Source organism: Polynucleobacter sp. MWH-Creno-3A4 (assembly GCF_018881885.1).
GTDB lineage: Bacteria > Pseudomonadota > Gammaproteobacteria > Burkholderiales > Burkholderiaceae > Polynucleobacter.
Genome location: NZ_JACXSA010000001.1, coordinates 500,975 through 513,667 on the forward strand (window position 1 = coordinate 500,975; position 12,693 = coordinate 513,667).

Below are 12,693 nucleotides of genomic sequence, written 5' to 3' on the forward strand. Positions count from 1 at the left end.
CTTGCTTGATTTGCATTCCAGTAAGGATCGCTTCAACCCTAATGCTTTAGCATTCTTAACGCTTTTTATTCTGGGCGCGCTGATTGCGCTTGCTGCGGAACTTCCTTACGGCGGTTGGATTCAAATTCCACTGCTGAGTTTAGTGTGGTGGCGCTTTAGTTTGCAAAATCAAGGTTTACGCAAACACTATCTTTTCTCAGGAATGGTTTTTGGGCTTGGTTACTTTGTAGTCGGTCTATGGTGGCTCTACATTAGCCTGCATGATGTAGGCGGAATGAATGCTCTCCTATCTTGTGCGGCTGTTTTTTTACTATCTGCTTATGTTTCCCTGTATTTTTCGATAGCGTGTTTCTCGCTTCATTGCTTTAAATATTCTCGCTTCACAGGTTTATTTTTAGCCGCCAGCTGGGTAGTCAGTGAATATTTACGTGGTGAATTATTCACAGGCTTTCCATGGATGGGTCTTGCTGAATCCCAGGTTAATGGGCCTTTTGCAGCAATGGCACCTTATTTTGGCGGGTTAGCATGCACCTTTTTGGTGGTGTATGTCTCCTGGCAAATCTTTCAGCTCAAAAAGTATGTTGCCTATACGACTTCAACACTTTTTCTTCTGGGCTGCATTATGGTTGCAGCAAACCAATGGTCCTTTACTAAGCCGATTGGCGAGCCAGTCACAGTTGAGCTCATTCAAGGCAATTTCTCACAGAGCCTGATCTTCAAACCCGAAGGCGTACTACAACAAATTCATTTTTACAGCTCTACCATGCTGCAATCCAATGCAGAATTAATTGTTGCTCCAGAGACTGCTTTTTCTTGGCCTGAAAATAATTTACCCAATGGTCTGCTTGAGAACTTGCAAAGCTTCGCAAATTCCACTGGCAGTAATTTGCTATTTGGCGTCATTGGCCGAGACCCCAAACCCCAAGAGTTTTCAAATCGCGCCTTTGGACTCTCTCCTTCAGAGAATCCCTATCGATATGACAAAAATCATTTGGTGCCTTTTGGAGAGTTCATTCCCCCAGGCTTTCATTGGTTCGTAAATGCTTTTAGTGTTCCATTAAGTGATTTTGCGCGCGGTGGAAATGCTCAAGAAAATTTCATGATCCACAGAAAAAATCAAGATCCGGTTTATGCCGCTGTCACCATTTGCTATGAAGATGTATTTGGTGGTGAGCTAGCTAGTCGAATTCGAAATAATCCCAAGCCCACCAACCTATTGATTAACCTGACAAATCTTGCTTGGTTTGGCAAGTCTCAGGCACCGACGCAACAATTGCGCCTCTCCCAATTACGCTCTCTAGAAACTGGCTTGCCTGCCTTAAGAGCCACTAATACTGGCATTACGGCAGTATTAGGCCCCGATGGCAAAGTGCTGCAAGTACTTCCAGAGTTCATACAAGGCACCCTAAGCACTCGAGTTCAGGCTTACACCGGAAAAACGCCCTATGTCATGTGGGGCAATTTGCCGATTTTGAGTATTTCTTGTCTCTTACTGATCTGGGGCTTGATTCGTCATCGTCGTTTTTAGCGACTTTTGGCCGTCACCCTTGCTAGCCATGTAAAATCAATGGCTTAGCCAGGTTAAACATGCTTACTTTTCAGCAAATCATTCTCAAACTACAAGATTATTGGGACCAACAAGGTTGCGCCCTGTTGCAACCTATCGACCTTGAGGTTGGCGCTGGGACATCTCATACTGCAACCTTCCTGCGGGCGATTGGTCCCGAGCCTTGGAAGGCTGCTTATGTCCAACCTTCGCGTCGACCGAAAGATGGTCGCTACGGAGAAAATCCCAACCGACTACAGCACTACTATCAATATCAAGTTGTCCTAAAGCCTGCACCAGAAAATATTCTGGAACTGTATCTTGGCTCTCTAGCAGCTTTGGGTCTTGATCTCAAAGAGAATGATGTGCGCTTTGTGGAGGATGACTGGGAGAACCCGACATTAGGCGCCTGGGGGCTGGGTTGGGAAGTTTGGTTAAACGGCATGGAGGTGACGCAGTTCACCTATTTCCAGCAAGTCGGCGGTCTTGACTGCAAGCCCGTTCTTGGTGAGATCACCTACGGTATTGAGCGTCTTGCGATGTACATCCAAAACTGCTCAAATGTTTATGACCTAGTTTGGGCTGATGGCATTACCTATGGTGATGTTTATCACCAAAATGAAGTCGAACAGTCTTGCTATAACTTCGAACACTCCAATACGGATTTGCTATTTGCAAACTTTACAAATTTCGAGAGTGAAGCAAAACGTCTCATGGAAGTGCCATTGGCTTTACCCGCCTACGAGATGGTTCTTAAAGCAGCGCATACTTTCAATCTACTTGATGCTCGTGGCGCTATCTCTGTTACAGAGCGTGCAGCCTATATTGGTCGCATTCGCAACCTGTCACGCTCAGTAGCGCAAGCCTACTTTGAATCTCGAGAAAAACTGGGATTCCCAATGTGTCAACGCCAAGCAATATGAGCACTACTAATAATCCGATTCAATTAGCCACTCTGTTGATTGAAGTATTTACAGAAGAGCTTCCGCCCAAATCACTTCGCCGCTTAGGCGATGCATTCGGTGAAGGCATCTTCTCCGCTTTAAAAGCTGCTGGTTTGGCAACAGCAGATTCGCAAGCTACTAGTTTTGCAACACCCCGTCGCTTAGCAGTACAGATCAGCAATGTTTTGAATCAGGCACCAGACTATCCTGTGCGCGAGAAGTTATTACCAACGAGCATCGCCTTCGATGCTCAAGGACAAGCAACAGCGCCTTTACTCAAAAAATTGAGTGCTCTTGGTTATAGTGATATTGACCTCTCTGCCCTGGAGAAATCAGGCGAAGGAAAAAACGAGGCTTTATATCTGAACGTCATTGCTCCTGGTGCAGCACTGAATCAAACTGCACAGACAGCTCTTGAGCAAACACTCAGCAAATTACCAATTGCCAAAATGATGCACTATCAAGTGCTACAAAAAGATGGGCAATTGGCCGATGTTCAGTTTGCTCGCCCAGCCCATCGAATCTTGGCTTTGCATGGTGACCAAATTCTCAATATTAATAGCCTAGGGATTTATGCTGGAAATCTTACAGAAGGCCACCGCTTCCTAGCCCCAGGAAATCTCACCATTGCCTCAGCAGATCAATATGAAAATGATTTGCAAACTAAAGCCAAAATTATTCCGAGCTTTAACAAACGTAGGGCACAAATTGAATCTGCTCTTTTAAAAGCTGCTGGCAGTGATCTTGTCTTAATGCCAGACAGCCTCTTGGATGAAGTAACAGCTTTGGTTGAGTGGCCAGTGGTTTATGAATGTCACTTTGATCAAGAATTCTTAGAAGTACCACAAGAGTGCTTGATTCTCACGATGCAGACCAATCAAAAATACTTTGCGCTGACAGATCAAAATGGCAAGTTGCGCAATCGCTTTTTGATTGTTTCTAATATTGAAACCGCTAAGCCTGATGCGATTATTTCTGGAAATGAAAGGGTTGTACGGCCCCGCCTTTCAGATGCGCGCTTTTTCTTCCAGCAGGATCAAAAGCGTCCTTTAGCATCACGCGTTGCTGATTTGGGGAAAGTGGTTTATCACAATCAGTTAGGTACTCAGCTTGAGCGCAGTAAACGTGTTCAGGCAATCGCAGTGGGTGTTGCAAAAAAACTCTCTGCAGATGAAGCCCTTGCAAGCCGAGCTGCAGAAATTGCAAAAACAGACTTACTAACCGACATGGTCGGTGAATTTCCAGAACTACAAGGCATTATGGGTCGTTACTACGCCACTCATGACGGAGAGCACAGTGACGTTGCCGCCGCTTGCAGCGAACATTACATGCCTCGCTTTGCGGGCGACACATTACCGCAAACCCCTACCGGCACCATCTTAGCGATTGCTGATAAGCTTGAAACCTTGGTTGGCATCTGGGGTGTAGGCCTTGCTCCAACTGGCGATAAAGATCCCTACGCTTTGCGCCGCCACGCTCTAGGTATCTGCCGCCTGCTCTTGGAAAAAAATCTCCCCTTGAGCCTGCCAGAGTTAATTGAATTATCTCGTAGTCAATTTCCACAAAAAGATGTTCAAGAAAAGGCAAATGCTGCAGCGATATATGAGTTCATTATTGAGCGCTTGCGTGCCTACTTGCGCGATCAATCTGTTGCAGGAAAACCCTTTACTAGCGCTGAAATTGATGCCGTCCTCAGCCAAGGTCCCGCACAAATCAACGATCTTATTGAGCGCTTAACTGCCCTACGCGAATTTAATGCTCTGGCAGAATCTGCTCAGCTAGCAGCAGCAAATAAACGCATCAGCAATATTCTGAAGAAAACGAATACCCCTATTCCAGCTTCTTGTTCTAGCAAGTTACTGCAAATACCAGCCGAAGCAACTCTCTATCAGACTTTAGAAGCTATTACCCCTGCACTTAATACTGCTTATGAGAAGCGTCAATTCGTTGAACTCCTTAAAGCACTGGTTGCCTTAAGCGGTCCCATTGACCAGTTCTTCGCCGATGTAATGGTGATGGACCCCAATACTGAACTGCGCGACAACCGCCTAGCTCTCCTGCAACAACTTCACCAGAAAATGAATCTCATTGCCGATCTCGGCAAATTGGCATGAGCACTAGCTCCACAAAACTCATCATCCTTGATCGCGATGGCGTGATCAACGATGACCGTGATGATTATGTGAAATCGATTGATGAGTGGGTTCCCATACCAGGAAGCCTAGAGGCAATTGCACTGCTGAATCAAGCAGGCTACCAAATTGCTGTGGCAACCAATCAATCGGGTTTATCAAGGGGTTATTTCACAATTAATGACCTGCATGCCATGCACAGCAAGATGGATAAATTGCTACAGCCATTAGGCGGTCATATTGATAGCATCTTCTTCTGCCCACATACAGACGCGCATGGTTGTGACTGCCGCAAACCTGCGCCAGGTCTCATGAAAGAGATCGCACTACGCTATAAAAAAACCGATAGTACGCAAGCTCTTTTGGGGGTGCCCATTGTGGGGGACTCATTGCGCGATCTTCAGGCCGGCTTAGCTCTAGGAGCGATCCCCCATCTCGTTCTCACCGGAAAGGGCGAGAAAACTTTGGCCAAAGGGGATTTGCCTGAGGGCACTCAAATTCATGCGGATTTGCTGTCGTTTGCACACTCACTTCTCGAAGATAAGGTTTAGAAAACTGATGACTTTTATTCGATCACTACTATTCGCTCTTTTTCTCCTCATCTTCACTCCAATTTGGTCAGTGTTATGTATGCTGGCCTTCCCTTTCCTTAGTCCAGAACATCGTTATAACTTCATTGGCTTTTGGAACAAGGTGGTGATTTGGCTGCTCTGGCATCTTTGCGGAATACATTATGAAATTCGCGGCATGGAAAATATGCTTGCAGTACTCAACCAACCAATTGTGATCTTGAGCAAACATCAATCTGCTTATGAAACAATCGCCTACATTGCCTTACTACCAAAGCAGCTATGTTTTGTCTTCAAACGTGAATTACTTTGGATTCCCTTCTTTGGCTGGGCTTTGGCTTTACTCAAAATGATTCATATCGATAGAGCAAATAAACAAACTGCAGCACTTTCAGTTGCGAGTCAGGGACGCAAGCGATTAGCTGAAGGTAAATGGATCATGTTATTTCCAGAGGGCACCAGAACACCCAGAGGGTCTACAAAGCCATACCGCAAAGGCGGCGCCCGCCTTGCAAGTGCTACTGGTGCTTTAGTTATTCCGATTGCACATAATGCTGGTAATTTCTGGCCTAAAAATAGTTTTTTGAAACAGCCTGGTACCGTGATTTTCTCAATTGGCCCAGCTATTGCTTCTGAAGGTAAATCTGGTGAACAGTTGCAACAAGAGGTTGAAGGCTGGATCGAAGCTGAAATGCGTCGCATTGATCCAAGCGCTTACCAATAAAATATTTAAGCGGCTAAGATCTTAGCCCATTCAATATAGCGCTGAACCGAAATATCTTGCGCTCTGGCTTTTAATTCAATCTCAGTCAATTTCAATCTTTCAGAATAAGCCTGTAAATTGGTTCGCAGCATTTTTCTTCTTTGTGAAAAAGCTGCAGCCACTACCTGCTCTAAGGCGCCCCATTGAGTCGAACTAAGATCAAAGTCTTTTCGGGGAATCATGCGCACTACAGCGGAGTTCACTTTTGGCTGAGGATCAAATGCTTCGGGAGGAACCTCCAAGACAAGCTCCATATCGTAGCGAGCCTGCATCATCACTGATAATCGACTAAATTCAGAACTACCCGCTGTGGCAACCATTCGCTCCACCACCTCAGCTTGCAACATAAAAATCTGCTCATCAACATCATTTGCAGCGGCAACAAGATGAAATAGTAGCGGAGAAGAAATGTTGTAAGGCAAATTACCAACTACCTTACATAGTCCTTTTTTGTCAGTGCGATTTTTAGCCCACTCTGAAAAATTAAATTGGAGAGCATCCCCTTCAATTACTTTTAAGCCATCAAGATTTTGCTGATTCCAATAAGCAACTAGGTCGCGGTCAATCTCCAATAGATCAAGCTGCTCTAGGTTTCTCAATAAAGGCCTAGTCAATGCGCCAAGGCCAGGGCCAATCTCAATCACATGCATTTCTGGGGCAGGCTTAATTAAGGCCACAATGGAGTAAATAACGCCTTCATCTTGCAAGAAGTTTTGACCAAAACGTTTTCGTGCGCGATGCATTCCTTAATTTTGCTTTCGGGTATTTAAAGCTAAGGTATATGCCAAGCGGAGCGCTTCCAACATACTGCCGGAGTCTGCAATTCCTTTTCCAGCGATATCTAAAGCCGTGCCATGATCAACCGAAGTCCGAATAATTGGTAGGCCTAGAGTCACATTTACACCCCCGCCAAAGCTTACAAACTTAAAGGGGGCTAAGCCTTGATCATGGTACATCGCAATAAAAGCATCTACTTGCTCAAGTGCCCCAGCATCAAACATCGTATCCCCAGGATAAGGTCCTGTGACATCAATGCCCTGCTGCTTAGCAGATTCAATTGCAGGTGTAATGCACTCCATCTCTTCAGCGCCCAAATAACCTGCTTCTCCTGCATGCGGGTTTAAACCGGCAACTCGAATATTGGGTTTAGAAATACCAAATTTGGCTCTTAAATCTTGGTCAACTATCTGAATTGTTTCCAAAATCAGGTCATATGTAAGCGCAGCTGGCACATCCCTCAAGCGCAAATGAGTAGTTACTAGAGCAACTCGCAAGTCTCTAGGACTCTTGATTCCTAAAAAACCCTTTGCTAGTGGAGCGCATAGCATCATGACAACATGCTGCGTATTGCAATGCTGTGCCAAATATTCTGTATGGCCAGTAAAAGAAATGCCAGCATCATTGATGACGCTCTTTTGAATTGGCGCTGTGACCATTGCGTCATAGCGCCCCTGTAAGCAAGCATGTATAGCTTGATCAAGCATACTGAGAACGTATGGAGCATTAGAAGAATTTAAGAGCCCCAGCGCTGAAGGAGCAACTAAGGGAACAGGGTCAACCGTAAGGCGTTTGAATATACTTGGATCAATTTCTGAGTCAACCCTTAGTAAATCTGGGTCACCCAAAAGAGTAATGCGTGCATTCGGTTGTTCCGCCAAAAAGTCTTGTGCGGCAGCCATGGAAACCTCAGGACCAACCCCAGCTGGTTCGCCGGTAGTAATTACCAGATTAACGAGGGGCTGAGCTTGCTGCATCATCAACATTCAGGATTTTGACGGTTGCTGTATCACGCAACTCGCGAACCCAATCCTGATAGGCTTGCTCAAATTTTCTTTCGCGGATCGCTGCACGTGCAAATTCTCTTTGCTTCTCAACCGTTAATTGCGCATCCCGACGCTCGAGTACTTGAATCAAGTGCCAACCAAATTCGGATTTGACTGGGTTACTAACTTCACCGATTTGAAGTCGATTCATTGCTTGCTCAAATTCTGGCACTAAATCTCCAGGTCCCATCCAACCCAAATTTCCGCCATTAGCAGCTGAGCCATCCTCAGAGTACTTTTTAGCTAGGTCACCAAAATCAGCGGTCTTGGCGCGCACTTGATCACGATAACCTTGTAGACGTCTTTCGGCATCTTGATCAGACAAGCCTGCCCTATTTTTCAACAAAATATGGCGTGCCATAGTTTGGGTAATGGGAATATTTTGAGGGTTAGATGAGGCTTCTGGTGCAGCTGCCTGCTGCTGCGCAGGGGCACTGGCGCTCATTGCGCGACGATCTATCACCTTCAGAACATGATATCCAGCAGGACTCTTAACCACAGAACTAGCTACCTGACCACTGCCAGTATTTCTAACAGCTTCATAAAATAATTGCGGTAAGCGATCAGGGGCTCGGTAACCCAAATCCTGAAATTTAATTTTCGGATTTTCTTTTGCTGCTGCTGCACCGAGTTGCAAGAAGTCGACATCACCTCTAGCGTCTCGCAACAAAATTTCAGCCTGCTTCTTTGCTTCAGCCTGGGCACCAGCACCTGCACTAGCATCAACCGGAATAAAAATTTGCGCTACATCAATTTCTTCTGGCGCACCTTTTACAGGGGGCGCAGAGCGAGGTGCCCCAGCACCTACCATGGCACGTTGACGATCGGCAATAAAATTATCAATCTCCGCATCAGAGATTTTAATTTTTGACTCTACTGATCGTTCGCGATATCGAGTAACGATGATATCTTCACGCAAATTTTCTTTATATCGCTCAAATGACATACCTGAGGCAGTGACCTTCGCTTTGAACTCTAGATATGTCAACCTATTCTTAGCAGCAATATCGCCAATGATTTTGTCTAGCTCCTTATTGGTCACTGCGATGCCATCTTGTGATGCATTTTGTAGTTGAATTTTTTCAAGAATTAAACGCTCTAACACTAACTTACGCAAATCGGGGCCATCAGGCAGCTTTACGCCTTGTTTCTGAAGTGCCGTGATTCGATCATCAATCTCTTTGCGAGTGACGTAACCAGTATTAACAACTGCGGCAACGCCATCAATATTGCGGATCTTGCTATCTCCCCCAGTAATTCCGCGAGAAGAGTCTTGGGCGTATACGACCCCCACAAGTAATGGAGCTGCCAATAAGCAAATGACAGTAAAACTCTGTTTTAAAAAACTCCTACAAAGCATCATTGGTAGTTCTCATATATGGAGGGTGGTATTGGCTTCGAGGTAGGCATATATCCTGGAACATTTAACCTCATGATATCAACTGGATTACTACCAGCGCTAGCAAAGCCCCTAAATTCTATCTGGAACAGGACCTGGGTGGTGGTAATCAAAGAAGTATTAACGGCCTGAGAATATGCTCCACGAAAGGTCCAGCAGTCTCTAGTCCACTCTAATCCAACTAGAGTATTGAGAGTTTTAACAGTTAAAGCATCATAACCCCAACGCCCCAACACAGATACTTCTCGCGAGAGAGGCCATTGACCTGAAATATTGTATTGATCAGTCGTTGTAGCAGCAGGTGTTGCAGTTTGATTGTTCTGTGTAGAAGCTTGAATTGGAGGTGACCAGACATTACGATAACCAAAGTTTAGACTTCGGCCAGGAGTTGGTCTCCAGCTAGCACCCACGGTTGTCTGGACAAAGCGATTTAACTGGGTGTTGTACTGACCAAACATATCTGCACTGAAGTTGCCCAATAGACGCACCGATGCAGAACCCAGAGTATCTGAATAGGTAGTTGGACTAGCGATATTTCCATTCAGACCAACTTTTTGACCTGTAAATTGTTGCTTTTGTGCCAGCGTAACATTGGCCCGCTCAGCGCCAGTATTGGCCTCAATCATTCGACTAGTAAGACCAACTGTTGCAGCATTAACGTCTGATATACGGTCGTTACCAATAAACGTATTTGCCGTAAAAATCTGAGATACACCAAAGCCTGCATCAGCAGTATCAAACAATGGTGTGTTTGCTTGGCTTTGATAAGGGGTGTAAGCATAAAAAGCACGCGGCTCCATTGTAAGAAACATGTCGCGCCCAAAAAAACTTTTTAACTCCGAAGCATCTCTCTCAAACGCTACACCAGAATCCAATGTAAAGGTTGGAATGGTAAATCCCTGAGCGTTTGGGGTGCCAAGCGTGTAGGCAGTTGCGTTATAAGTGTTTGACTGAAAGCTAATCGTAGGGGTAATGTAATAGCCAGGGGTGACTTGCGGAAGCGAAAGCGCACCTTTAACAACAGTTCTGTCAGCCTGAGTGTATGCGCCAGGTGCAGGGGCATTAAAGTTGCTACCTAAAGCATAAGCAAACCGAGTGTAATCGGTAGAAAAAGTAGTTTTTGGACCAGTAGGTAATGCCAGGTATTTACCGCTTGCATCCGATACGGTAGGACTCAACTGGCTATTGTATGCAGCAGTGATGTTTGGCATGACGTTGTATGGCGCTTGCACAAGATTGTTTGGATCCGGCTGCAAGGTTTGAAAGTTAGCGACCTTTGCCCCAACAACCCAATTACTCAACTCACCAGTTAGCTGCTTACTAGTGCCTGCCTCTTGCCTAAATTGATTCGTAATCTGCCCAGCAATACTTTGAGAAAAATCGGTTGGGTACAAACTATCTGAGACACGAGCCATATTGACGTAACCCGACCATGATCCAGGCATCGGGGCACCTCCAGGACCAACCCCCCCAGCAAAAACTTGTCTTTGCTGCCAGTCATATCTCCACCGGTTTGTGCCAGTTTGTTTATCGTATGGTAAATAATCGCCGCCTAAAGTTCCAGAGTACTGGGGATCTAAAAAACGATATTGCGCACCCAACATAAAACCTCGATGATTCATTTCTCTAGGCAACAAGAGCAAATCACGGTTGGGGGCGATATTGACGTAGTAGGGCTGCGTAATATCTAAGCCATTGTTTGAGTTATATCCGACCACTGGAGCCAATAAACCTGAACGACGCTGCCCGCCAGTGGGGGCGGTGAAATATGGGACATAAGCAATCGGAACATCAAAGAAACGCATGACGCCATGCGTACCAACCATCTCTTTTTGCTCATTGTCAATTTCTAAAGTACTTGCTGTGAAATACCAATCCATATTTTCTGGAGTGCAAGTGGTATAGGTGGCTTTATCAAATACAAATATATCTGGGCCAGCAATAGTTAACTTTTTAGCAGAGCCACTAGCACGGTTATCGCGCAACTCATATGATGGCGTCTCCATTGCACCTTCTCGAGCATCTACCTTGAATTGACCTGCTGGACCCTTAAATGTGACATTGCCTTTAGATAGTTCAGCATTTCCAATTAGGTCAGCAATATCCGTATCTGGGTTGTAAGTTATTTCGTCTGCCTTTAACGCCGCTCCATTGCGACGAATTTGTGCGCGACTCTTTAAGTGCATATCGCGGTTCACCACACCATCGATCGTGTCACTTGAAGTAAAAGTTAACGCCTTTCCATCCTCGATTGGCTTGCCAACTCGTAGTTGGTCATCTAACTTCAAAACAGTGACATTACCGCGATCTGGTAAGAGCACAGTAATCGTATTTAGCTGTGTCACAGGAGGCAAAGGAGCAGGCGCCTGGGCATAAATCGGGAGCGCGAATTGAAGCAATACCACCCCCGTCATTACTCGCGGGGTTATAGCCAAAAAAAGAGGGGCGCAACGGCCGGCGCAACGGCGATAATGACTCATGGATCCAGACCAGCCTTATTATACGAATCGACCATGACTGACGCTCGCTTAAACACCCTTCACGCCTGGCTAAAAGCCCTCCAGCCTAACTGGCAATTAGATCTAGACTCCCTGACCCCAGCCTCTGCAGATGCGAGCTTTCGGAGGTATTTCCGAATAGAGTCCCAAAAACCTGGTTTTGGGACTTTGATCGTGATGGATGCGCCACCTCAACACGAGCCCTTAGATACCTTCATTCAGGTGGATTTATTGCTCTCAGATGCAGGATTAAATGTGCCAAAAATCTTGGAACAGAACATTGTTGATGGCTTCCTTTTATTAAATGATCTCGGCAGCAAAACTTATCTTGCAGAACTCAATAATGCAACAGCTGATCACCTATACAAAGATGCCACACATGCTTTAGTGCAAATGCAAATAGCAAGCAAGTCTGGCGTATTGCCAGACTACGATAAGGCCTTGTTACAGCGTGAATTAGATTTATTTCCAGAATGGTATTTACGCAAACATCTCGACATCGAATTAAGCACATTACAAGAAAATCAAATCAAGCAATCCTTTGCGCTCATCATTGCTAATAATTTAGCGCAAGCCAAGGTATATGTACATCGCGATTACCATTCACGCAATTTAATGGTGACCACTAAAAATAATCCTGGGGTGATTGATTTTCAGGATGCCGTGTATGGTCCCATTACCTACGATGCATCCTCCCTATGGCGTGATGCTTATATCGCTTGGCCAGAAGAACGCGTTATTGACTGGGTAATCAAATTTTGGGAAGAAGGTCGGAGAGCTGCACTTCCAATGCCAAATGATTTTGGTGAGTTCTATCGCGATTTTGAGTGGATGGGATTACAGCGCCACCTCAAGATTCTGGGCATCTTTGCCAGGCTCTTTCACCGGGACGGCAAAGACGGCTATCTCAAAGACATCCCATTGGTATTAGAGTATGCGATTACGACTGCCAACCGCTATATCGAGTTAAAGCCCCTAGCGCGCATTTTGGAATCCACTCGCGAAAATAAGGCCTAAGT

The 12,693-nt window shown here is 45.5% G+C and carries 10 protein-coding genes; 6 read left to right on the forward strand and 4 right to left on the reverse strand.

Features of this window, described 5'->3' with window-relative positions:
* Position 1 precedes the first annotated feature (1 nt).
* Genes lnt through IEN92_RS02435 form a run of 5 tightly spaced genes read left to right on the forward strand, consistent with a single transcriptional unit; the run spans position 2 to position 5,915 of the window.
* Positions 2-1,528, forward strand: coding sequence for an apolipoprotein N-acyltransferase (gene lnt / locus IEN92_RS02415; RefSeq protein ID WP_255539739.1), 1,527 nt, complete (start codon positions 2-4; stop codon positions 1,526-1,528).
* Positions 1,529-1,587: 59 nt separating this feature from the next.
* Entirely contained in the window at positions 1,588-2,469 is an 882-nt protein-coding gene (gene glyQ, locus IEN92_RS02420; RefSeq protein WP_215374034.1) for a glycine--tRNA ligase subunit alpha, read from the forward strand.
* A complete protein-coding gene (gene glyS / locus IEN92_RS02425) occupies positions 2,466-4,604 on the forward strand; it encodes a glycine--tRNA ligase subunit beta (protein WP_216160273.1) in 2,139 nt (712 codons plus the stop codon). Before glyQ ends, glyS begins: the two co-directional genes overlap by 4 nt.
* The gene (gene gmhB, locus IEN92_RS02430) at positions 4,601-5,173 is read left to right on the forward strand and encodes a D-glycero-beta-D-manno-heptose 1,7-bisphosphate 7-phosphatase (RefSeq protein WP_215374038.1); all 573 of its coding nucleotides are present in this window, start codon (positions 4,601-4,603) and stop codon (positions 5,171-5,173) included. Before glyS ends, gmhB begins: the two co-directional genes overlap by 4 nt.
* 7 nt (positions 5,174-5,180) lie before the next feature.
* The gene (locus IEN92_RS02435; protein ID WP_215374040.1) at positions 5,181-5,915 is read left to right on the forward strand and encodes a 1-acyl-sn-glycerol-3-phosphate acyltransferase; all 735 of its coding nucleotides are present in this window, start codon (positions 5,181-5,183) and stop codon (positions 5,913-5,915) included.
* A 5-nt stretch (positions 5,916-5,920) separates the two neighbouring features.
* Here IEN92_RS02435 and rsmA read toward each other — a convergent pair whose 3' ends face one another.
* The 4 genes from rsmA to IEN92_RS02455 are packed head-to-tail and all read right to left on the reverse strand — an operon-like array spanning position 5,921 to position 11,581.
* Positions 5,921-6,697, reverse strand: coding sequence for a 16S rRNA (adenine(1518)-N(6)/adenine(1519)-N(6))-dimethyltransferase RsmA (gene rsmA, locus IEN92_RS02440; RefSeq protein ID WP_216160276.1), 777 nt, complete (start codon positions 6,695-6,697; stop codon positions 5,921-5,923).
* 3 nt (positions 6,698-6,700) lie between these two features.
* Positions 6,701-7,711, reverse strand: coding sequence for a 4-hydroxythreonine-4-phosphate dehydrogenase PdxA (gene pdxA, locus IEN92_RS02445; protein WP_216162108.1), 1,011 nt, complete (start codon positions 7,709-7,711; stop codon positions 6,701-6,703).
* The gene (locus tag IEN92_RS02450; RefSeq protein WP_255539740.1) at positions 7,683-9,089 is read right to left on the reverse strand and encodes a peptidylprolyl isomerase; all 1,407 of its coding nucleotides are present in this window, start codon (positions 9,087-9,089) and stop codon (positions 7,683-7,685) included. The genes pdxA and IEN92_RS02450 overlap by 29 nt, the downstream gene beginning before the upstream one ends.
* A gap of 47 nt (positions 9,090-9,136) precedes the next feature.
* A complete protein-coding gene (locus IEN92_RS02455) occupies positions 9,137-11,581 on the reverse strand; it encodes an LPS-assembly protein LptD (RefSeq protein ID WP_370623897.1) in 2,445 nt (814 codons plus the stop codon).
* 108 nt (positions 11,582-11,689) lie between these two features.
* Between IEN92_RS02455 and IEN92_RS02460 the strand changes: the two genes are divergently transcribed.
* The gene (locus IEN92_RS02460; protein ID WP_216160282.1) at positions 11,690-12,691 is read left to right on the forward strand and encodes an aminoglycoside phosphotransferase family protein; all 1,002 of its coding nucleotides are present in this window, start codon (positions 11,690-11,692) and stop codon (positions 12,689-12,691) included.
* Positions 12,692-12,693 lie beyond the last annotated feature (2 nt).

Bases quoted from the DNA above. Each gene is read 5' to 3' on its own strand.
- glyS (WP_216160273.1), top strand. From the start codon at position 2,466: ATGAGCACTACTAATAATCCGATTCAATTAGCCACTCTGTTGATTGAA.
- glyQ (WP_215374034.1), top strand. From the start codon at position 1,588: ATGCTTACTTTTCAGCAAATCATTCTCAAACTACAAGATTATTGGGAC.
- pdxA (WP_216162108.1), bottom strand. From the start codon at position 7,711: ATGATGCAGCAAGCTCAGCCCCTCGTTAATCTGGTAATTACTACCGGC.
- IEN92_RS02435 (WP_215374040.1), top strand. From the start codon at position 5,181: ATGACTTTTATTCGATCACTACTATTCGCTCTTTTTCTCCTCATCTTC.
- IEN92_RS02460 (WP_216160282.1), top strand. From the start codon at position 11,690: ATGACTGACGCTCGCTTAAACACCCTTCACGCCTGGCTAAAAGCCCTC.
- gmhB (WP_215374038.1), top strand. From the start codon at position 4,601: ATGAGCACTAGCTCCACAAAACTCATCATCCTTGATCGCGATGGCGTG.
- rsmA (WP_216160276.1), bottom strand. From the start codon at position 6,697: ATGCATCGCGCACGAAAACGTTTTGGTCAAAACTTCTTGCAAGATGAA.